This window comes from Bacillus sp. 2175 (assembly GCF_057812155.1).
Map to the genome: position 1 here is coordinate 3,885,821 of NZ_CM173819.1, position 20,701 is coordinate 3,906,521.

Genomic DNA, 20,701 nt, shown 5'->3' on the forward strand with positions numbered 1-20,701 from the left:
ATTTATTATGGTATTCGAAGGTCATTTAGTTGGTACAGGATTAAAAGTTGGAGTTGTTGTTGGACGTTTTAACGAATTTATTACAAGTAAGTTACTTGGCGGAGCTTTAGACGGATTAAAGCGTCACGGTGTAGAAGAAAGTGATATTGATGTTGCTTGGGTTCCTGGTGCATTTGAAATTCCTTTAATCGCTAAAAAGATGGCTAGTAGCGGAAAGTATGATGCTGTTATTACATTAGGTACTGTAATCCGAGGTGCTACAACTCACTACGATTACGTTTGTAATGAGGTAGCAAAAGGTGTTGCGTCTTTATCACTACAAATGGACATCCCAGTTATTTTCGGCGTATTAACGACAGAAACAATTGAACAAGCGATTGAACGCGCAGGTACGAAAGCTGGTAATAAAGGATATGAATCAGCTGTTGCTGCAATTGAAATGGCTCACTTATCAAAACAATGGGCATAAAAAAAGAGGCTGCGGCCTCTTTTTATTTTTTCACCTTTTTTTGTACATCTTTTATTAATTCATTCATCGTTTTTCCTTCTGTTTTTATATGAAGAGCTTGCGCTGTTCTCCATACATTCTCTCTTTTTTTCGCTTCTTCTATAATAGTAATTTCTTTTCTAACTTCCTTTAAATCTTTTCCTTCCGTTTTCAATCCAAAATGTTCAGCTTTCGTTCGAAAGTGTTGTTCGATTCTTTGTTGCATCTCTTTTTGTTCAGGATTTTCGGTAGCCTTAACTGGATCAGAACTTATTGCTTTTATTAAAATTAAACAAGTCATAATCGCTAATATGTATTTGTACATGTAAAATCCTCCAACCCAATATAAATTACATATTTACTATGTACAACTAGGGCTTGGAAAATTCGTCCACAAAAATTCTTTTTTTCGTTCAAAAACCAATAGTATCAAGCGTTCACAACTATTTATTACATTTTATTTACAAAAAAGCAAACTCTTTTACAAGTTTGCTTTTTCATCTATCTTATAATGCACATTCTTCAATCTCAAATCCTAAATCTGCAATCATACCCCAGTCCGCAGTCGGCTCTTGTCCAGCTGTCGTTAAGTAGTCCCCGACAAAAATAGAATTTGCTGCAAATAAACCGATTGGCTGTACAGAACGTAAATTGATTTCACGTCCTCCTGAAATACGAATTTCTTTTGTTGGGTTTACAAAACGCATCATTGCAAGTACTTTTAAACATTCTACTGGCGTTAACTCTTTTTGCCCTTCAAGAGGTGTCCCCTTTACAGCAACAAGGAAATTACAAGGGATAGAATCTGCATCTATACGTTGTAATTCAAATGCAATTTCAGCACGCTCTTCAATTGTTTCTCCCATGCCAAAAATCGCTCCAGAGCATGGTGAAATACCAGCTTGTTTTGCTTTTTGAACTGTATCAACACGATCATCATACGTATGAGTTGAACAAATGCTATCGTAATTATTTGCATGTGTATTTAAGTTGTGGTTATAACGGTGCACGCCTGCTTCCGCTAAACGTCCTGCTTGATCTTCATTTAAGAAACCTAAACAACAACAAATCTTCAAGTCTGTCGTTTCACGAATTTCCTTAACTGCTCCAATTACGTGATTTACCTCTTTATCCGTCGGACGACGACCAGACGCTACAATACAATATGTACCTGCTTTACGGCGTATTGCTTCATGTGCCCCTTCTACAATCTTCTCCTGCGTTAACCATGCATATTTATCAATCGGTGCTTCTGAAATAATAGACTGTGAGCAATATCCACAATCTTCAGGACATAATCCAGATTTCGTATTAATAATCATATTCAATTTTACTTTCTTACCAAAGTGATGATGGCGAATAATGTAAGCTGCATTCATAATTTCTAAAACTTCTGTATCATCAGCTTCTAATATCGCTATTGCATCTTCTTTCGTAATCATTTTCTCTTCCACTACGTCGTATGCAAGTTTTTTCCAATCCCTTTTTGTTTGTACTTGTTTCATTTCATCTCTTCCCCTCTTTTGTTATATGTATAAATAAAGCATGATACGTTGCCATTATCCCTTCATTTCCCGTGAAGTCTCTTTCGTATATGCGTAGCATCGCACGAAAGAGTGAGGGACTTTGACAATATGATCCTTCATTGCTATTAGTTGCTCCTACTTTTCGAATAGAATGCAGAAACTCCTTAACTTCTGTAAAACTCTCTATGTAACATGTTTCAGAAACATGCACATCCCCTGTTTCTATCTTACATATATGAAGCAACTGATCTTTTGAATAAAAACGTTGACCAATCGATATTTCATTTTTTATATTTCTTTCTTCTTTCGCACGTTGGAACGAAGCATGCAATTCTTGAAATGTTTCATGTCCAAACGTTGAAAAGAGTAATATCCCATCTATAGAAAAATGTTGAAATAAATTTCTTAACACTTGTTGTAAATTATTTAACCATTGAAATGTAGCATTTGAAATAATGACATCATATGATTCTTCTAATCGTAATTGCTCAATATCTTCACAGTGAAACGTTACATTTTTTACATTTTGTCTAGTTTGCGCAATCGCAATCATACTTTCAGCAAAATCAACTGCTGTAATATGTGCTTTCGGAAATAACTTTGATAATTGTTCTGTTACATACCCCGTCCCGCATCCCAGTTCTAAAATACGTATTGATGCCGTTTCACTATATCGTTCCTTTAAGATTGAAAGTAATGAATGTGCCATCTTTTTTTGTACATTTGCATATCGATCGTAAGATACGGCTGCCCCATTAAACCGTTTTTGTAGTAACGTTTTGTTGATCATGTCGTATCCCCTCTACAAATTGAATTATCTCATTTGCGCAATATTCAAAATTCGTTACACATAATGCATGCCCTGCTTCACTTACTACTTTCAGCTCGCTGCTGCTATTCTCCGTCATACTACGTGCCGCAGACAATGGGCATATTACATCCTGTTCTCCGTGGATAAGTAGTATAGGTACTTTAATTTCTTTTAGTTCTTCTCTCATATCTGTTTCTATTAAATAATCCAAACCTAGTTGTAAAGACTGAATAGAATCACCTTTAAAATGGTCTACAATGTCTTCAAAATTTTTGTTCTCTTTTAGCTCATCTTTCGTAAACATATTTTCATAAAACCGCTTGAGCGTATCTTCTTTCCTTCTCACCAAATTCCTTTTCAGCCGTTCTACATGCAAAGCATTCCATCCATTACTATAGTCACTCGTATTTGTAAATTTAGCGGTCCCACCAATTAATACGATGCCTTTTGCCTGAATCTTTTTATAAGCTTCAACTGCTGCTAACGCTCCTAGTGACCATCCAACTAAAATTACGTTGTCGTTATGCGCTACATCTATAATTCGTTCCGCAAATTCACTTCGTTCTTTCACATTATGCCAATCTATGCATTCAACAGGATATCCTTTAAAATACGGAAGTACTAAATCCCAAATATTCTCTTCCATTCCCCATCCGGGGATAAAAATAATCTTTAGCTCGTTCATACGAAAATCTCCTCTTCTTTCGCAATGTGAATAATTCGATCAATAGCCCATTTTAAATCAGCTATTGTATGTTGCGATGTAACTGCAAAGCGAATTCGAGAACTATGAACCGGCACAGTTGGCGGACGAATTGCAATGGCCGCAATCCCTGCCTCTTGCAACCTTTTACTAAATCGTAAAGCATGTTCATTTGAACCGACTACAATCGGTACAATATGAGTTGAACTATTCCCAATATCAAAACCAGCATCCCTTAATTTAGTTCTGAAGTATTCTCCGTTTGCTATAAGGTTCTCTCTTCTTTCGTTATCTTCTTTTACAATTTCAATTGCTTTTTGCACTGCTCCTAACGTACTTGGTGGTAAAGCTGTAGTAAAAATAAAGCTTCTCATCATATTTTGTAAATACTCTATATAAATTTCATCACCTGTCAAATACGCACCATAACACCCTAAAGCCTTGCTAAACGTCCCCATATGTATATCAATTTTTTGAGCAAGATTTTTTTCTATATGAGATAACCCAGCTCCGCCGATTCCATATATTCCACTCGCATGTGCTTCATCGACTATAATGATTGCCCCGTATTTCTCTTTCAGCTGTACTAAATCTCTTAAATACACAGTATCACCATCCATACTAAAAACGGTATCTGTTACGATTAATTTCCTTTTTTCAGGCGAAGCCATTTTCAACAGCTTCTCTAAATGATCCAAATCATTATGACGATACCTTTTATGCTCTGCCCCGCTTAATAGGATTCCATCAACAATACTTGCATGATTTAACTTATCACTAAAAACAATATCGTGCCGAGAGGCCAAAGAAGATATGGCACCTATATTTGCCGTATACCCACTATTTACAATTAAAGCTCTTTCAGTACCTTTCCAGTCACATATGCTTCTCTCAACCTCTTCATATAATGGATGATTTCCTACAACGAGACGAGAGGCAGTCGCTCCAGTTCCATATCTTTTTGTACAGGCAATAGCAGCTTCTTTTAACCTTTCATCTCCAGCTAACCCTAAATAATTATTTGACGCTAAATTTAACATCTTTTTTTTATCTCGAATAAGCCAAGTCTCTTCTGCCTTCTCTGTTACATGCAAATCACGATACTGCCCTTGCTCATGTAATTGTTGTAATTTAGATTGAAGGTGCGCCCGCCACGTTTGATTCATTTTGGATAAACTCCTCTAATTTTGAAATCATAATATGTTCTTTTGCAGATTCTAATACTTCTTCTTTCGTAAACTCACCTTCAAAGAATGGTAATAATCCTAAAACTGGTACCCCGCTCAGCTCTTCAATCATCTCTTTATTTTCTTGCACTCTTTCCATTTCACATTCTTTGCAACCTGACAAAATGACACCCGCTACGGTTAAGCCATGCGCCTTTGCGTAAGCAATCGTTAACACTGTATGATTTACTGTTCCTAATGTAGGACGAGCTACTACAATAAGAGGCAACTGTAATTCTTTTGCAAAATCAATTACTAAAGCATCTTCTGTATATGGGACAGCAAGCCCACCTGCCCCTTCTACAAATAAGCTATTAAACTCTTTTAATAGTTCATTATAGTAATCAGTAATTTCTTTTAACTTTACTACTCTTCCAGCTCTTTTCATGGCAAGTCTCGGAGCAAGTGGTTCTTCAATAGAATAAGGGCAAATTTCATTTTCTTGTGTCGGTACACCTGATAATGCTTTTAACCTTGCCGCATCTCCCTCAGGGTTTGATGCAACATGCCCACTTTGCAACGGTTTATACACCCCTACGTTATACCCAAGTTCTCTAAATACACCTGCTAATGCACCTGTAACTACAGTTTTTCCAACTTCAGTATCTGTTGCTGTTATAAAAAAACCGCTCATTATTCTCCCTCCGTAACATCCGAGATTGCTTTATATAAAATACGTAACATATCGTCAATCTCATCAATTGTAGAAGCAAGAGGAGGCATAAATACAATCGTGTTGCCGAGCGGGCGCAAAATCATACCCAGCTCTCTTGAGCGTTTACATACTTGAACACCGACTCTTTCTGTCCAGTCGAACGCTTCTTTCGTTTCCTTATTCTTCACAAGCTCAATACCAACCATTAATCCGCACTGACGAATATCACCTACATGTTTATACGCAAAGAGCTTTTCTAATTGCGCTGCCACATAATCCGTTTTACGTGCCACTTCTTCTATTAAATTTGTTTTTTCATATAGTTCTAGATTCGCGATTGCTACGGCACACCCTAACGGATTGCCTGTGTAGCTATGTCCATGGAAAAATGTTTTTTGTTCTTCATATTCTCCTAAGAAGGCATTATATATTTCATCCGTCGTTACCGTAACTGCAATTGGTAAATATCCACCTGTTAAACCTTTCCCAGCAGTTAAAATGTCTGGCGTCACATTTTCATGTTCACATGCAAACATTTTCCCAGTACGCCCAAATCCAGTCGCTACCTCATCTGTAATAAATAATACATTGTACTTAGTACATAAATCGCGCAGTCCTTTTAAATATCCTTTTGGCATTGTAATCATCCCGCCAGCACCTTGCATTAATGGCTCTACAATGATGGCAGCTACTTCTTCATGCTTTTCTTTCAACAATTCTTCCATTTCTTCTAAATGGCTTTTTACAATTTCCTCCTTATTATTTCCGTAAGGAGAACGATATGTATATGGATACGGCATTTTAATCGCATCAAATAAGAGCGAACTATACACTTGGTGAAACAAGTCTATTGCTCCTACCGAAACAGCTCCAATTGTATCACCGTGATATGCTTCTTTTAATGTAACGAATCTTTGTTTCTTTGGTTTCCCTTTATGCTGCCAATATTGGAAAGCCATCTTAATTGCAATTTCAACAGCGGTAGAACCTGAATCAGAATAGAATACCTTCTTCAATCCATCTGGTACAACCTCAATAATTTTTTCTGCTAATAAAATAGATGGAACATTAGCAAGTCCTAACATAGTAGAATGAGCAATTTTATTTAATTGCTCACGAATTGCTTCATCTAATTCCGGTACTTGATGTCCGTGAACATTTAACCATATAGATGAAACACCATCCCAATATTCATTACCATTTACATCGTATAGCTTTCTTCCCTCTCCACGTTCAATAATGACAGGATCTTCTTCTAAATAATCTTTCATTTGTGTAAATGGGTGCCATACGTAAGCTTTATTTTTCTCTGCTAATTCTTCATATGTATAAGATGATTTTTCAATCGTTTTACTATTTATTGTCACAATTGTCACCCCTAATGTTAACTTGTTTATAAATATAGTTAACATTAAATCTGAATGACTGTCAATTATTTTAAAATCAAATAGTTCTTAAAAAAGAACAACTTATCATATGATAAGTTGTTCTACTTTCCATGCTGTATCTTTCCAATTTCTAAAATAATTTCTTCATCTTTTTTCCCCTCTGTATCAATTCCAAGTTGTTTAGCGTGCTCAATTAATAAATCATGACGCTTATCAAACCTAGCGGTATTTACTTCTTTCGTAACCTCTTCTTTTGTTTTCCCCTCAGTAGAAACTCCTAGTTTCTCTGCTGCTTTTTCCATTGATTTCTTCTCTTCAGCTTCTTTCGCTTTCTTCACTTCTGACTGTTGTATTTGCTTTTGTTTCAACTGCTCTGATTCAGCCGCAAAAGCTGTGTAAATTCCAGCACTTCCTCCAATAACTAATAAAGTGGTAAAAAGAATTATTTTTTTCTTCACTCTTTCCTCCCCCTTTCAAATTCATTATAACGTACATTTTTACAGCGTTAAAAACAATTATCCTTTATTTCCCTAAAAAAACATTTAATATTTTTATTGACATGTAAGATGAAAATATGATAAAAATTTAACTAACATCATATGAATCGGCGTTGATAGGATTTAGTAGTATTTCGATTTCTGATTTCAGAGAGCTGGTGGTCGGTGCGAACCAGTACAGAGCGAATTATGAATTACCCCCTGGAGCTTCTTTTACGAAACGTGAGGAGTAGTGAAGGACGGTTATAGACCGTTATGTCTAAAGAGTGGTGAAACGACACTGTTTCACAATTTAGGGTGGTACCGCGAATTTTTCGTCCCTGCATATATTGCAGGGGCGTTTTTTATTTTATAAGCGCATATCATATGACCCTTTATTTTGTGATACATTCATTTCACAAGCTAGGGTGGTACCGCGATTTCTTCGTCCCTGCATAATTATATGCAGGGACGTTTTTTTATCCAATCATTTCCGCATCATATAGAAGAACTAACAATTACCGGTAATTTGTCACAAAATTCTAAATTTTAGAAGGAAATATACAATATTGGCGAATTTTATATAAAAAAGAGCTATTTCACATTACTTAGGAGGGGAAAACAATGGTTTCAAAAATTGAGTCTGTTCTTTTAACAATTTTTATCTTTTTCTGCATTGGCTTTAGTGTTATCAAATTAGAAGTTTCACCACACATCCCGATTTTATTTGGCATCGTTCTTTTATTAGCGTTTGGATTTATGAAAAAAATTGATTGGTCTACTATGGAAAAAGGAATGATAAGTAGTATTTCAGCTGGTATTCCATCTATATTTATTTTCTTACTTGTAGGCGTATTAATTAGCATTTGGATCGCAGCTGGAACTATTCCAACTTTAATGGTATACGGCTTCCAACTTGTATCTCCAAAAATTTTCGTTCCAACTGTTTTTGTTGTTTGTGCAATTGTTGGAACGAGTATCGGTAGTGCATTTACAACTGCTGCAACTGTAGGACTTGCCTTTATGGGAATGGGTACTGCCCTTGGATACGATCCAGCTCTTATTGCTGGGGCAATTATTTCTGGGGCATTCTTCGGAGATAAAATGTCTCCTTTATCTGATACAACAAACTTAGCGCCTGCTGTAACGGGTGTAGATTTATTTGAACATATTCGTAACATGCTTTGGACAACAGTGCCAGCTTTCATTATTGCTTTTATCGCATTTTTCATTTTAGGAAGCGGATCTGGTGGAAACGTTGATTTCTCAGCATTTATTAACACATTAGAAAAAAATGCAACGATTTCTATCGTTACACTGATTCCTATTTTATTACTGTTCCTATTCGCATTTAAAAAGGTACCCGCAGTTCCAACATTACTTGCAGGAATTGTGGTAGGGATTATTATTCTCTTTATTTTTAAACCTAGCACTTCTTTAGCTGATTTAATAAAAATTATGCAAGACGGTTACGTTTCTAAAACTGGTATCAAAGATATTGATAGCTTATTATCTCGCGGTGGCCTGCAAAGTATGATGATGTCAATTGCTCTTATTTTCCTAGCTCTTTGTATGGGAGGATTATTACAAGGAATGGGTATTATAGCGCAGCTGATGAATATTATCTCTAGCTTCGTAAAAACTAGTACACGCTTAATTATTTCTACTGCTTCAACTGCAATTGGTGTAAACTTCTTACTCGGTGAGCAGTACTTATCCATCGTTTTAACAGGACAAGCATTTGCTAATAAATACGATGAAGTCGGTTTAGAACGTCGTAATTTATCACGAGTATTAGAAGATGCTGGTACAGTAATTAATCCACTCGTACCATGGGGTGTAAGTGGCGTATTCTTAACAAACGTTCTTAGCGTTCCAACATTCGATTACCTGCCATACGCAATCTTCTGTTTAGCATGTCCAGTCGTAACCATTATCGTCGGCTTTACTGGATTCGGTCTTTCATGGAAAAAAGAAAAAGCAGTACCAGTTTCATAATATAATAAAAAGGATTACCAAATCGGTAATCCTTTTTATATTTCTCGACTATCTATTCGCTTTCTTTCTTCTAAATAACATAAGTAATCCCGCTCCAACAAACGCAAGACCCGCTCCAATTGTAGAAGCAATACTTGCACCTGTTTTCGGTAAATCACGTTCATCTTTTTCAGCTTCTTTATTTTCACTTACAGTTGTTGTTGTTTCTTTTGTATTTTGATCATCTGTTGTAGTTTGTCCAGATCCAGTATTGTTTCCATCTTGTTTTGGTTCATTACCATTATTACCTTCTTCTGTTGGTGGTGTTGGGTTTTCTCCATTACCTGTTGGCGGTGTTGTTGGATTTTCTCCCCCACCTGTTGGCGGTGTCGTTGGATTTCCTTCACCAGTTTCTTTATCATCATTTTTCTTCGTTATATCAATTGCATATTTAGCAAATTCATTTTCAGATGGTCCAACATATGATATGTTCCCATCTTTCTTTATATACTTTTGTGCATTTGGTGAAGAATCAAATGTTGTATTTAATTTATCTGCAACAATCGGTTTAAACGTCCAATTTTGATCAGCTGCTGGATCAATATTTTTTATTTTTTGCATATACTTCACAATGATTTGACGTGTTTCATCTTGTGATTGGTATACAACCTCCCCTTTACTTACACCTGGGAACGTTTGACTACTTCCACGATAGTTATTTGTAGCGACGATGAACTTTTGATCATCAGCTACTGGCTTACCTTCATATGTCATATTTACAATACGATTCGTATTTGCATTTACAACTTTTCCATCTTTATCGTATTTCGCTGGTTGTGTTACATCAATTTCGTATTTTAAGCCATCTAAAATATCAAAGTTATATGTAGGATAGCCTATATTTACTAACGGCTGTTCTTCTGTTTTCTTTGGATCAATTTGATTAAACTGACCTGCAGACATTTCAAGCCATTCTTTCACTTGTGCCCCATTTACTTTTACAGCATATAACGTATTTGGATACACGTATAAATCTGCAACGTTTTTAATTGCTAACGTTCCAGCTGGAATATCCGTATAATATGTAGCACCGTTTCGGCCACCTGCTTTAAATGGTGCGCCTGCAGATAAAACCGGAATATCTTTAATCTCTTCGTACTCTGGTTTTTTAAGTTCTTGTTCTACATACCATTTTTGCGCATTTGTCACAATTTGTACGGAAGGATCATCTTGTACTAATGAAAAATAACTATTAATTGGTGCTTTCGTTTTACCTACAGGTGTATTTACATAGTCGATTGTCGCTTGATGCTCATCTTTAATTTCATTAACTAATTTTTGATCAGATTCTACTAATGGGGTACCTTTACTATTAGCAATCGGGCGAAGTTGTGGCTTAGATTGGTCTTTTTGTACTTCCCATTTTCCGTTTACCTTTTTCAATTGCATATCAATAATACCTAAGTTACTTCCAAAGACACCAGGCATTACAACTGGAACACCATTAAATACATCCTTCACTTCAGTATGTGAATGTCCCATTAATACTGCATCTACGCCAGGAACTTCTGTCGCTAAATAAAACGATGAATTTTCCATTCCTTCGTTGTATCCACTCTTATCAACACCTGAATGCGCTAGTGCAACTATAATATCCGCACCTTGCGCCTTCATTTCCGGAACTAATTTTTTCGCTGTTTGCACAATATCTTTTGCCTTTACTTTTCCTTCTAAATTCGCTTTATCCCAATTCATAATTTGTGGTGGAACAAATCCCATTACACCAATCTTCACTATTTGTTTTTGGCCTGCTTCATCCACTACTTCTTTCTCTAAAATATGATATGGTTTATCAAAGTAATGCTCGTCATTCTCATCATTACCATCATGGTCATCTATATAGACATTCGAGTTAATAACCGGGAAATCCGTTTTTTCAATCACTTTATTTAAATAATCTAAACCGTAGTTAAATTCATGATTCCCAAGAGAGATGACGTCATACTTCATTAAATTCATTACACGATATAATGGATGTGTATAACTAGGATCCACACGATTCTTCTGATCTTTTATTTTATTTGCTACATAATCTCCAAGCGGTGTCCCTTGTAATGCATCCCCATCATCAAATAGGACAGAGTTCTTCACTTCTTCACGTGCTTTATTAACGAGTGTTGCCGTTTGTACGAGACCTACTTTATTATCTGTTTTCGTTTGATAATAATCGTAATTCATTAAGTTAACGTGAATATCTGATGTTTCTAGAATTCGTAAGTTAACTGTACTCTCCCCAGTGTTCTCATCTGCATGAGCTGTTGCTGGCATTACTTGCGGTGCTATAACACCAATCGCAAGAGTTGCTCCAGCCAGCATTTTTTTTGACTTTTTCACAAAAAATCCCCCTTATACAATTACCAGAAATAATGAAATGAATCCCTATCTGTCTCTAACCACATACCTTTTTTCTTCTATTAGAGACACAATTTTCATTTCATCCTGCGCTAACGAGTAGTCCCCTTAAACGCCCGATTGATGAAGACTAACAATTAATAGGAAATAAAGCTCCCACTCATTAAAGTTTCACCTTATCTGACATTATCATATATAAAGTTCTTTCCTATCGTCAATATTTTTTGACAAACTTCAACAAATTTTCTGTAAAGTTATTATAAACTTTTCATAAACATATAATATGCCCTTACATTGCTAATACTGCTGAATATGATACAATTACCAATTACAAGGAGGATGAATTTATGAAAAAAGTCATCTTAACAATTGTTTGTCTCCTCCTTCTGATCATTTCTTATTCTTATTTTGAAAAGAACGACGAGACAAAACAAAATGAATCTGAAGAAAAAACAGAAAAAACATCTGCCCCAAATTGGATTGATAAGCAAACAAACGAATCTTTTTATCATCTTGTATTAGGTGATTCACTCGCTAAAGGATATGGATCGACACAAGGTGGATTTGCTGAATTAGCTTCTAAGCAAATAGAAGCACAAATTCATAAACCAATTACAGTAGAAAACCTTGGGGTAAACGGTCTTACAACAGATCGTCTCGCTAAAAAAGTTCAATCAGAAGATGTAAAGGAAAAAATTAGAGCAGCAAATATAATTACAATTAATATTGGAGGAAATAATTTATTTCGTTTAAATCGTGATGTTGGTGTTATAGATGGTATAAAAATGTTAAATAAAGAAAAAGCCCATTTTGAAGCGGATATAAAAAGTATTGTAAAGACAGTTCGAGATCAAAATCCGGACGCTTTACTCATTCTCTCAGAACTCTATAACCCGTTACAACTCGATGACTCCATCGCAAGTTATGCAGATATGTTTTTAGATGGCTGGAATGAATCTGTTTATTCCATTTCCAAAGCAAATCAACCATCTATCGTTTTACCAATTCGCAAATTAATATCAAATGATAAAAAAGAGTTATTATTTGACCAAGTACACCCAAATGATAACGGCTATGCAATTATTGCCAATACATTTACAAAGCAAGTGTTATCCTACAAATATTAAAGCGACCATGAAACAATTCTATTTTTATAACATGTCTTTTTTGTTACAATGATAGTGGAAGGGGGCCTTTATATGGAATCACGCGAGTGGGAACGTATTGTTGATCATCTTCTTTCGCTAGTGCCTCTTTTTTATCGCAAATTTATGCTTCCTGGAGAATTTTCTTCTCAAAGACATATGCCGCCATCACATACACAAGTATTACTGCTTTTGCATGAAAACGGCACATTAGCAGTTTCCGAAATCGGCAAGCGGCTAGCGATTTCACGGCCTAACATGACACCTCTATTAAACAAACTTATTCAAGAAGAACTAATAGAGCGTCATTATAGCGAAAAAGATCGACGGGTCATTTTAATTTCTCTAACAGCTGAAGGGAAATTATTAGTAAATCAGTATCAGCAATTCATTTTAGACAAACTAAAAGAAAATTTCCAAACATTATCTGAGGAAGAGCGCGAAAAGCTCATTCATTCTCTTCAAACCATTCAAAATTTAATTTTGAAAACAAACGTATAAAGCTGCTTCTAAATAGAAGCAGCTTTATGATTCGTAATAATTACCATAGTATACATTGGAATATGGCCATGTTGTTAAATATGGTTTTTTTTCCTGTGTAGGCTGTTGTGTTGGTAATTGTGGTATTTGTGATAATTGCTGTAATTGTTGTTGCCGATATAATTCGTATTGTCTACTCGTATCATAAACCGGATAATAATTTACATATGGATATACTTGAGGTACGTAATAATAATACATTATCCTCTCCTCCTTTTTCTTAAACATATTCAAAGGAGAAAATGAATGTGACATTGTTTATAATTGTACAAGTGGTTCTCTCACTCGTTTCTTCCTTTTCTTCAAACGTAACTTACGGTTCTTTTCGTATAAATAATGCACAACGAAATATGAAATGAGACCAAACACAACTCCTAAAATCGTCATTCCAATTAATACATACACTTCACTTTGTAATAAGCTCTTTAATATCGTAAAAATGTGACTTGAAAACAAGTCCGATATCGTAAATGGTTCATGATGAATTTTCTGTACATGAAATGGATAAATCATTTTTCCTAGCGCATACGCAAGCGGAAATAAAAATACTGGGAGAAACGATATTTTCCCAATAATATTGCCAATAACTGCCGCAGGAAAAGATCCCTTTGCTAACCTGACGATTGGATAAAATATTACATATACGAGCGATGCCGTATAAATGACTAACATTTCTAAGCCGAATCCTATAGCAAACCCTAACGATACTTTCTTTGCGCCTTCTGGCGATCGAAGCAACTTATAATATTGAAACTTTAATATTCTCCACATCCGCTGGAAAAACGAATATGTTTTCTTAGTTGTTTTCACCCTCATCATCTCTTTAACTATATTTTTATATGTAGTATGTCCTTACACACTCTGAAAAACAAATTTAGTTTTCTCTTTTATTATAAATGATATCGAAATGGTTAACCAAATATACATCCGACATTTTAATATAAAAAAACCTCCCTTTTAGGAAGGCTCTTCTACATTTTTAAATAAACTCACTAATAACGCTTTTTGAGCATGCAATCGATTACCAGCTTGCTCAAAGACGATAGACTGCGGTCCATCTATAATTTCTCCTGTTACTTCTTCTTCACGATGGGCAGGTAAACAGTGTAAGAAACGATATGTTTGCTTCGCATGCTTAACAAGTTCGTTATTGATTTGGTAAGGTTGAAATAAAGTATACTTCTCTTCTTCGCCCTCTTGCCCCATGCTCATCCAAACGTCAGTATAAATGAAATCTGCTTCATTCACCGCTAATTCAGGATCATGCAAAACTTCAATTTCAGCTCCTGTTTCCTTGGCAATTGCTAACGCTTTTTTTACAATCTCTTCATTCGGTTCATACCCTACAGGCGTTGCCACAGTCATATGCATTCCGACTTTTGCACTCGCTAGCAACAATGAATGACATACATTATTTCCGTCACCTACGTAAGCCAATTTTATTCCTTTAAATGTATTTGTTTCTTCGTATATCGTCATAAGGTCTGCCAATGCTTGACAAGGATGGTGATCATCCGTTAAACCGTTAATAACAGGAATACTCGATTCTTTTGCAAGCTCTTCTACATCCGCGTGTGAGAATGTACGTATCATGATCCCGTCAATATACTGCGATAATACTTTCGCAGTATCTGAAACGCTTTCTCCTCTTCCCATTTGCATCTCTTTCCCACTTAAAAACATACCATGTCCCCCGAGCTGTACCATTCCTGCTTCAAAAGATACACGAGTACGAGTTGAATGCTTATCAAAAATAAGCCCTAATATTTTGCCTTGTAATAAAGGCTCTTGCTTATTCTTTTTTAAATATATAGCGAACTCAATTAAAGAAATAATTTCTTCTTTCGTTAATTCTTCTAGTGTTAAAAGATCTTTCGTATTTAATTTCGGTACTTGTACAGTTGACATGAAACTTCCCCCTTATATGATTGATACGTTTTTTGTACAAACTACTTTTTTTATTATATATACTGCCTGTTCTAACTCTTCATTCGTGACAATGAGTGGCGGTAATAGTCTTATCACATTAGGACCTGCTTGTAATACGAGAAGTCCTTCGTTTTCTAGTTGTTCTATAAAACTTGCAACTTCATGCTTACACTCAATCCCAATCATAAGCCCCTTACCACGTATATTTTGAATACATTCGACATGCTGTAATTCCTCTTGCAACTTCTCTAATACGTACTCGCCTTTTTCTTGTACTTCTTTTAAAAACGATGGTTTTTCACTTACTTGCAATACTTCTTTCGCTGCAGCCATCGCGATGTAATTCCCGCCAAAAGTTGAACCGTGTGATCCTGCAGTAAACGACGCTCCGAGCTCTTTCCGGCCAATCATCGCTCCGACAGGAATCCCATTCCCAAGCGCCTTTGCAACGGTAACGATATCAGGCTCTATTCCCACTTGTTCATAAGCGAATAGTGTTCCAGTTCTTCCTATCCCCGTTTGTACTTCGTCTATAATAAATAAGGAACCGAACTTATTACATAATGTTTCAATCTCTTTCAAAAAAGATAGATCAGCAAGTATTACTCCTCCCTCTCCTTGAACAACTTCTACCATTACCGCCGCAACTTCTTCATTCATTACTTCCTCTAATGCTTTAATATCGTTAAAAGGGATATGTAAAAAAGATGGAAGTAATGGACCAAATCCTTCTTTTACCTTATCTTGGCCCGTTGCACTCATCGTTCCAAATGTTCTACCGTGAAAAGACTGCTGGCATGTTACGACGAGAGATTTTCCAGTATGCTTACGTGCTAACTTTAAAGCCGCTTCATTTGCCTCTGCCCCACTATTACAGAAAAACACATAATCTAATTCTCTATTTTCTGTTAATAATGACGCAACTTCTTCTTGCAAGCTGTTTGTAAACAGGTTAGATATATGCCATATATCATCAAGTTGCTCTTGTACACCTTTGAGAACAGTAGGGTGACAATGTCCTAAATTACATACGCCAATTCCTGATGTGAAATCTAAATATTCCTTACCGTTATTATCAATAACTTTCGTTCCAGTTCCCTTTACAAACTCAATAGTTCTTCTGCCATACGTTTGAAAAAGATGACTCGTCATGCAATACTCACACCTTTCGTTACCGTCGTTCCAATACACTCTCCCGTAACCTCAGTAAAATCTTTTGTACCATTCACAATACTTATCTTTTGCACTCCCATTTTTAATGATGCTAGTGCCGCCTGTACTTTCGGAATCATCCCACCTGTAATAACACCTGTTTCTATAAAAGTAGCAATTTCAGATTCATCCGTTTCCTTTACCAAATTCCCTTCATGTAATATTCCATCTACATCCGTAATAAAAATAAGCTCTTTTGCCCCTAACGCAGCCGCAATCCCAGCTGCAGCATTGTCCGCATTTATGTTATAAACTTCATTACCATTTACCCCGATTGGAGCAATAACAGGAATATACTCCATATTCATTAATCCTTTTAATAAGGCTGTTTCTACATAACTTACTTCCCCCACATATCCTATCTCTTCACTGACAGGTTGAACTTGAAGTAAATTGCCGTCACATCCTGAACAACCTACCGCAAGTAAATTATGCTTTTGTAAATTCATTACGAGTTTTTTATTCGTACTTCCGCATAGCACCATTTGAACAACATCCATAACTTCTTTTGGTGTTACGCGTAATCCATCTCTTTTTTCTACGTTGATGTTACAATCTTTTAATTTGGCATCAATTTCTGGCCCACCACCATGAACAATCACTACTTTATACTTCTGTTGCAATTTCTTTATACATTCAAAAAACACAGCTTTTAATTGATTCAACATACTACCGCCGCATTTCACTACAATATATTCGCTCATCTTCTCTCTCCTTATGTACGATAACAAGCGTTTATTTTCACATATTCATAGCTTAAGTCACAGCCCCAAGCTGATCCTGTCTCTTCTCCTAAGTGTAAGTACACATTAATGACTATTTCATCTTCTTGTAATCTCTCTTTCATTTCTTCTTCAGAAAATGTTTGAGGCTCACTATTTTTTAATACCAATATAGATTGAAGAGTAATGTCAATTGTATTCGGACTAATAGCTACTTCACTTTGTCCAATACTGCTAATAATTCGTCCCCAGTTTGGGTCTTCACCATGTATTGCTGTTTTCACAAGACTCGAACCGACTATTTGCTTTGCAATTTTTTTTGCCTCTTCATTCGTTTGAGCTCCTAGCACATTTACTTCTATTAACTTCGTAGCGCCTTCACCATCTTGCGCAATTTTTTTTGCTAAATCTTCACATACCTTCTGTAAAGCACATACGAAAGTTTCCCAATCTGTATGTTCCATATTTATCGGCCTTGTTTCTGATAATCCACTTGCCATAACGATGACCATATCATTCGTAGAAGTATCTCCATCTACCGTAATTTGATTAAATGTATGATTCGTAATTTGGGATAATGCCGTTTGCAATACGTCATGCTCTATATGAGCATCTGTCGTAATAAAACTAAGCATCGTTGCCATATTCGGATGAATCATCCCTGAACCTTTTGCAACACCCGCAATCGTCACTTTCTTCCCATCAATAATCATTTCATAGCAAGTTTCTTTCGTTATGAGATCCGTCGTTAAAATTGCTTCAGAAAAAGAATATGCTTCACTTTCTTCCTTCGTCGGTATAAGAGTTGCAACTCCCTTTCGGATTATATCCATCGGTAGCGGAACACCAATTACACCTGTTGAAGCTACTGCAACGTAATTTTCTTTCAATCCAAAATGTTCCGCCCCTAATGTGCGCATCTCGTATGCGTCTTGTAATCCTTTCATTCCAGTACAAGCATTTGCATTTCCACTATTAACGATAATTGCTTGTAACTTCCCTTCTGCCGTTATACTATCCTTCGTTACTTGCAAAGGGGCTGCTTGTATTTGATTCGTTGTATACACAGCGGCACATGATGCTGGTACGTCACAAACGATTGCCCCTAAATCCTTTTTCAGACCATTTGCAGTACCAATTGCCGAAAAGCCTTTCGGCGTTACAATTGAACCATTTTCTAATTTTGTAATAGACGCTACTTTAATCATCATGTCCCCCTTATAGATAAAGCGGCATATGTTGTAAACCTGTTGTCTCTTCTAGTCCCGCTATTATGTTTGCATTTTGAATCGCTTGCCCAGCCGCGCCTTTCATCATATTGTCTATAACAGAAACGACCGTAACTATTTCTGTTCTTTCATCGTAAGCTATGCCAATATCACAATAATTTGAGCCTCTCACTTCTTTTGGACTTGGAAATTTCCCTTGCGTACAAATTCGGATGAAAGGCGATTGTTCATACGTTTCTTCATACAATTTTTGAAGTTGCTTTATTTCCATCTTTTGTTTTACTTTTGCATAAAGTGTAATCATGATTCCTCGTGATATCGGTATTAAATGTGTGCTAAATGTAATTGGCTGTAACTCACTATTCCATTCTGTAAGCATTTGCTCAATCTCTGGAACGTGCTGATGCTGGTTTACTTTATAGATGTGTAAGTTATCGTATAGCTCAGGAAAATGAGTCATTGTTGTTGGTGTTTTACCTGCTCCTGATACCCCTGATTTCGCGTCAATAATAATCGAATCTTCTTCAATCCTGCTACTACGTACTAACGGTGCTATCGCTAGCAATGTGGCTGTAGCAAAACATCCTGGGTTTGCAATTAAATTTGCCTTTTGAATCTTAGTCCTTTTCCATTCACTTAACCCATACACTGCTTTTCTAAGAATTTCTTCTTTCGCTGCTGGCCTTTTATACCACAGTTCATATGACGAAGGATCTATCATACGAAAGTCTCCAGATAGGTCAATTACTTTTAAACCTTCTGCTAATAACTTGGGAGTTAACTCCGCCGATACTCCTGCTGGTGTTGCTAGAAATACGATTTCTGCTTCTTTCCCTATTGTCTCCACATCAATTTCTTGTAACGTATGAACGAGGACATTTCGAAGATGCGGATATACATTTGTTATACACTCACCAACTTGTGAAAAAGAATGAAGAGATGCTATAGAAAAATATGGATGTTGTTCTAATAAACGAATTAACTCAATGCCCCCATATCCAGTGGCTCCAATAATTGCGACTTTCATAAGTTCCTCCTCAAATCGATTCTTTAAATTAAGTATGATTATAATATTGTATATTTATAGAGTCAATTAAATATTTATAAATTTTTAAAAGTAAAAAAACTTAATTTTACTAGAAAAACATTACACACAACCGAATTTTTATACAAAAATAGTGCATGGTAGTTTTTTTATTTCACTTCAAGTACAATAAAACAATACATACGTACATACAGGCGGGAAAAAATATGAACGAAAAATTAATTGAGAAAATGATTATAAAAAGTTTTCAGCAATATCAATGCAGTCCAATATCAAAAGAAGATCAGGAAATGCTAATTAAACATATTCAAACGATAATTCATTCAAATACTGAAATTGATGTATACGAGGCAGTTGAGGATATCGTTTACGATTATGTGACTGGAAAATAAAAAAATAGGAGATTTCCATATGGAAACCTCCTATTTTTTACTTAATGATTTACCTGCTACACGTTCAAATAAACCTGGGAATAAAGCATAAAGTTTCGGTCCAATTCCCATCCACTTCGGTAAGTTTACTTCACGTTTTTTCGTGTGCATCGACTTTACGATTTGTTCTGCTACGTATGTTGGTTTTAACATGTAACGTCCCATATTCTTTACATAGGTACCAGATTGATCCGCTATTTCAAAAAAGTTTGTATCTATCGGACCTGGATTAATTGCTGTAACATAAATATCTGTATTCGCTAATTCCATGCGTAAACTATTCGTAAATCCTAATACAGCATGTTTCGTTGCTGCATACGCACTTGATTTCGGAGTTGCAATTTTTCCGGCAAGGGAAGCAATATTAATAATATGTCCTTCGTTCTTGTTTACCATATAAGGTAGTACCGCTTTCGTACATGCTACTAATCCAAATACATTTACTTGGAACATATCTTTTACTTCATCCATTGACGCATCTTCAAACGTTTTAAAAATACCAAATCCCGCATTGTTTACTAATATATCAATACGTCCTACTTCTTGTAATACCTTTGAAAAAACAGACTGTACTTCCATCTCTTCACTTACATCTAATACATAATAATAGCAAGGCGTATTATAAGTTTCTTTAATTTTGTCTACTAACGCTTGTAGTTTCTCTTCTGTTCGAGCCATTAATACGGGAGTCGCTCCCTGTGCTGCAACTTGCATTGCAACTTGCTCACCAATCCCACTAGAAGCACCTGTAATGACGATTACTTTATTTTGTAAACGTCCTGTCATT

The 20,701-nt window shown here is 35.8% G+C and carries 22 protein-coding genes and 1 other annotated feature; of the genes, 5 read left to right on the forward strand and 17 right to left on the reverse strand.

All coding sequences use genetic code 11. The features are described from left to right. The first annotated feature begins 7 nt into the window (after positions 1-7). On the forward strand, positions 8-469 hold the full coding sequence (ribH, locus tag ACXKY9_RS20040; RefSeq protein ID WP_000230899.1) for a 6,7-dimethyl-8-ribityllumazine synthase: 462 nt from the start codon (positions 8-10) through the stop codon (positions 467-469). A gap of 22 nt (positions 470-491) precedes the next feature. Here the strand turns inward: ribH and ACXKY9_RS20045 are convergent, their stop codons facing one another. From ACXKY9_RS20045 to ACXKY9_RS20080, 8 genes are all read right to left on the reverse strand, one after another. Beyond that, positions 492-812: a hypothetical protein gene (locus tag ACXKY9_RS20045; protein WP_000280033.1), complete on the reverse strand. Its 321-nt coding sequence runs from the start codon at positions 810-812 to the stop codon at positions 492-494. A 181-nt stretch (positions 813-993) separates the two neighbouring features. Beyond that, positions 994-1,992, reverse strand: a complete 999-nt coding sequence (gene bioB / locus ACXKY9_RS20050) for a biotin synthase (RefSeq protein ID WP_000815856.1) — start codon at positions 1,990-1,992, stop codon at positions 994-996. 1 nt (position 1,993) lies between these two features. Then, complete coding sequence (gene bioC, locus ACXKY9_RS20055) at positions 1,994-2,803, reverse strand: malonyl-ACP O-methyltransferase BioC (protein WP_000608905.1); 810 nt, start codon at positions 2,801-2,803, stop codon at positions 1,994-1,996. After that, positions 2,769-3,509: an alpha/beta fold hydrolase gene (locus tag ACXKY9_RS20060; RefSeq protein WP_001004161.1), complete on the reverse strand. Its 741-nt coding sequence runs from the start codon at positions 3,507-3,509 to the stop codon at positions 2,769-2,771. The genes bioC and ACXKY9_RS20060 overlap by 35 nt, the downstream gene beginning before the upstream one ends. After that, positions 3,506-4,693: an 8-amino-7-oxononanoate synthase gene (gene bioF, locus ACXKY9_RS20065; RefSeq protein WP_001077292.1), complete on the reverse strand. Its 1,188-nt coding sequence runs from the start codon at positions 4,691-4,693 to the stop codon at positions 3,506-3,508. The genes ACXKY9_RS20060 and bioF overlap by 4 nt, the downstream gene beginning before the upstream one ends. Further along, positions 4,659-5,387, reverse strand: coding sequence for a dethiobiotin synthase (gene bioD, locus ACXKY9_RS20070; protein ID WP_000012513.1), 729 nt, complete (start codon positions 5,385-5,387; stop codon positions 4,659-4,661). The genes bioF and bioD overlap by 35 nt, the downstream gene beginning before the upstream one ends. Continuing rightward, the gene (bioA, locus tag ACXKY9_RS20075; RefSeq protein ID WP_002132693.1) at positions 5,387-6,820 is read right to left on the reverse strand and encodes an adenosylmethionine--8-amino-7-oxononanoate transaminase; all 1,434 of its coding nucleotides are present in this window, start codon (positions 6,818-6,820) and stop codon (positions 5,387-5,389) included. Before bioA ends, bioD begins: the two co-directional genes overlap by 1 nt. Before the next feature lie 77 nt (positions 6,821-6,897). Then, positions 6,898-7,254, reverse strand: coding sequence for a hypothetical protein (locus tag ACXKY9_RS20080; protein ID WP_000726899.1), 357 nt, complete (start codon positions 7,252-7,254; stop codon positions 6,898-6,900). Positions 7,255-7,397: 143 nt separating this feature from the next. Beyond that, positions 7,398-7,618, forward strand: a binding site (T-box leader). A 278-nt stretch (positions 7,619-7,896) separates the two neighbouring features. Here ACXKY9_RS20080 and nhaC point away from each other — a divergent pair. Next, positions 7,897-9,270 carry a Na+/H+ antiporter NhaC gene (nhaC, locus tag ACXKY9_RS20085; RefSeq protein WP_000253716.1) on the forward strand — a complete coding sequence of 458 codons (1,374 nt, stop codon included), beginning with the start codon at positions 7,897-7,899 and terminating at the stop codon, positions 9,268-9,270. A gap of 48 nt (positions 9,271-9,318) precedes the next feature. On the opposite strand, the gene cpdB is transcribed toward nhaC, so the two are convergent. After that, positions 9,319-11,643 carry a bifunctional 2',3'-cyclic-nucleotide 2'-phosphodiesterase/3'-nucleotidase gene (gene cpdB, locus ACXKY9_RS20090; protein WP_000748647.1) on the reverse strand — a complete coding sequence of 775 codons (2,325 nt, stop codon included), beginning with the start codon at positions 11,641-11,643 and terminating at the stop codon, positions 9,319-9,321. Between the two features lie 365 nt (positions 11,644-12,008). Here cpdB and ACXKY9_RS20095 point away from each other — a divergent pair, with 365 nt between their 5' ends. Then, entirely contained in the window at positions 12,009-12,788 is a 780-nt protein-coding gene (locus tag ACXKY9_RS20095) for a GDSL-type esterase/lipase family protein (RefSeq protein ID WP_000755850.1), read from the forward strand. 72 nt (positions 12,789-12,860) lie between these two features. Beyond that, on the forward strand, positions 12,861-13,307 hold the full coding sequence (locus tag ACXKY9_RS20100) for a MarR family winged helix-turn-helix transcriptional regulator (RefSeq protein WP_000445819.1): 447 nt from the start codon (positions 12,861-12,863) through the stop codon (positions 13,305-13,307). Between the two features lie 24 nt (positions 13,308-13,331). Here the strand turns inward: ACXKY9_RS20100 and ACXKY9_RS20105 are convergent, their stop codons facing one another. The 7 genes from ACXKY9_RS20105 to argC all read right to left on the reverse strand — a co-directional run bounded on the left by ACXKY9_RS20105 (position 13,332) and on the right by argC (position 19,465). After that, complete coding sequence (locus tag ACXKY9_RS20105) at positions 13,332-13,547, reverse strand: hypothetical protein (protein WP_000291957.1); 216 nt, start codon at positions 13,545-13,547, stop codon at positions 13,332-13,334. Positions 13,548-13,604: 57 nt separating this feature from the next. Further along, a complete protein-coding gene (locus ACXKY9_RS20110; RefSeq protein WP_002005691.1) occupies positions 13,605-14,165 on the reverse strand; it encodes a DUF2062 domain-containing protein in 561 nt (186 codons plus the stop codon). A gap of 138 nt (positions 14,166-14,303) precedes the next feature. Then, complete coding sequence (gene argF, locus ACXKY9_RS20115) at positions 14,304-15,254, reverse strand: ornithine carbamoyltransferase (protein WP_000108852.1); 951 nt, start codon at positions 15,252-15,254, stop codon at positions 14,304-14,306. A gap of 12 nt (positions 15,255-15,266) precedes the next feature. Continuing rightward, a complete protein-coding gene (argD, locus tag ACXKY9_RS20120) occupies positions 15,267-16,427 on the reverse strand; it encodes an acetylornithine transaminase (RefSeq protein ID WP_000200557.1) in 1,161 nt (386 codons plus the stop codon). Beyond that, a complete protein-coding gene (gene argB, locus ACXKY9_RS20125) occupies positions 16,424-17,191 on the reverse strand; it encodes an acetylglutamate kinase (RefSeq protein WP_000006080.1) in 768 nt (255 codons plus the stop codon). The genes argD and argB overlap by 4 nt, the downstream gene beginning before the upstream one ends. A gap of 11 nt (positions 17,192-17,202) precedes the next feature. Then, positions 17,203-18,417 carry a bifunctional glutamate N-acetyltransferase/amino-acid acetyltransferase ArgJ gene (argJ, locus tag ACXKY9_RS20130; protein ID WP_000598375.1) on the reverse strand — a complete coding sequence of 405 codons (1,215 nt, stop codon included), beginning with the start codon at positions 18,415-18,417 and terminating at the stop codon, positions 17,203-17,205. 10 nt (positions 18,418-18,427) lie between these two features. Next, positions 18,428-19,465, reverse strand: coding sequence for an N-acetyl-gamma-glutamyl-phosphate reductase (gene argC / locus ACXKY9_RS20135; RefSeq protein ID WP_000861253.1), 1,038 nt, complete (start codon positions 19,463-19,465; stop codon positions 18,428-18,430). Between the two features lie 224 nt (positions 19,466-19,689). Between argC and ACXKY9_RS20140 the strand changes: the two genes are divergently transcribed. Then, positions 19,690-19,875, forward strand: a complete 186-nt coding sequence (locus ACXKY9_RS20140) for a YqzH family protein (protein WP_001003219.1) — start codon at positions 19,690-19,692, stop codon at positions 19,873-19,875. Positions 19,876-19,905: 30 nt separating this feature from the next. On the opposite strand, the gene ACXKY9_RS20145 is transcribed toward ACXKY9_RS20140, so the two are convergent. Beyond that, positions 19,906-20,700, reverse strand: coding sequence for an SDR family NAD(P)-dependent oxidoreductase (locus ACXKY9_RS20145; RefSeq protein WP_000147791.1), 795 nt, complete (start codon positions 20,698-20,700; stop codon positions 19,906-19,908). Between the last annotated feature and the right edge of the window lies 1 nt (position 20,701).

Excerpts from the sequence above, each read along its gene's own strand:
- bioA (WP_002132693.1), bottom strand. The coding sequence starts at position 6,820 with ATGTTAACTATATTTATAAACAAGTTAACATTAGGGGTGACAATTGTG.
- ACXKY9_RS20045 (WP_000280033.1), bottom strand. The coding sequence starts at position 812 with ATGTACAAATACATATTAGCGATTATGACTTGTTTAATTTTAATAAAA.
- argC (WP_000861253.1), bottom strand. The coding sequence starts at position 19,465 with ATGAAAGTCGCAATTATTGGAGCCACTGGATATGGGGGCATTGAGTTA.
- bioC (WP_000608905.1), bottom strand. The coding sequence starts at position 2,803 with ATGATCAACAAAACGTTACTACAAAAACGGTTTAATGGGGCAGCCGTA.
- bioD (WP_000012513.1), bottom strand. The coding sequence starts at position 5,387 with ATGAGCGGTTTTTTTATAACAGCAACAGATACTGAAGTTGGAAAAACT.
- argF (WP_000108852.1), bottom strand. The coding sequence starts at position 15,254 with ATGTCAACTGTACAAGTACCGAAATTAAATACGAAAGATCTTTTAACA.
- ACXKY9_RS20145 (WP_000147791.1), bottom strand. The coding sequence starts at position 20,700 with ATGACAGGACGTTTACAAAATAAAGTAATCGTCATTACAGGTGCTTCT.
- bioB (WP_000815856.1), bottom strand. The coding sequence starts at position 1,992 with ATGAAACAAGTACAAACAAAAAGGGATTGGAAAAAACTTGCATACGAC.
- ACXKY9_RS20110 (WP_002005691.1), bottom strand. The coding sequence starts at position 14,165 with ATGATGAGGGTGAAAACAACTAAGAAAACATATTCGTTTTTCCAGCGG.
- argD (WP_000200557.1), bottom strand. The coding sequence starts at position 16,427 with ATGACGAGTCATCTTTTTCAAACGTATGGCAGAAGAACTATTGAGTTT.
- ACXKY9_RS20105 (WP_000291957.1), bottom strand. The coding sequence starts at position 13,547 with ATGTATTATTATTACGTACCTCAAGTATATCCATATGTAAATTATTAT.
- argB (WP_000006080.1), bottom strand. The coding sequence starts at position 17,191 with ATGAGCGAATATATTGTAGTGAAATGCGGCGGTAGTATGTTGAATCAA.
- ribH (WP_000230899.1), top strand. The coding sequence starts at position 8 with ATGGTATTCGAAGGTCATTTAGTTGGTACAGGATTAAAAGTTGGAGTT.
- ACXKY9_RS20100 (WP_000445819.1), top strand. The coding sequence starts at position 12,861 with ATGGAATCACGCGAGTGGGAACGTATTGTTGATCATCTTCTTTCGCTA.
- ACXKY9_RS20140 (WP_001003219.1), top strand. The coding sequence starts at position 19,690 with ATGAACGAAAAATTAATTGAGAAAATGATTATAAAAAGTTTTCAGCAA.
- argJ (WP_000598375.1), bottom strand. The coding sequence starts at position 18,417 with ATGATTAAAGTAGCGTCTATTACAAAATTAGAAAATGGTTCAATTGTA.
- nhaC (WP_000253716.1), top strand. The coding sequence starts at position 7,897 with ATGGTTTCAAAAATTGAGTCTGTTCTTTTAACAATTTTTATCTTTTTC.
- ACXKY9_RS20095 (WP_000755850.1), top strand. The coding sequence starts at position 12,009 with ATGAAAAAAGTCATCTTAACAATTGTTTGTCTCCTCCTTCTGATCATT.
- bioF (WP_001077292.1), bottom strand. The coding sequence starts at position 4,693 with ATGAATCAAACGTGGCGGGCGCACCTTCAATCTAAATTACAACAATTA.
- ACXKY9_RS20060 (WP_001004161.1), bottom strand. The coding sequence starts at position 3,509 with ATGAACGAGCTAAAGATTATTTTTATCCCCGGATGGGGAATGGAAGAG.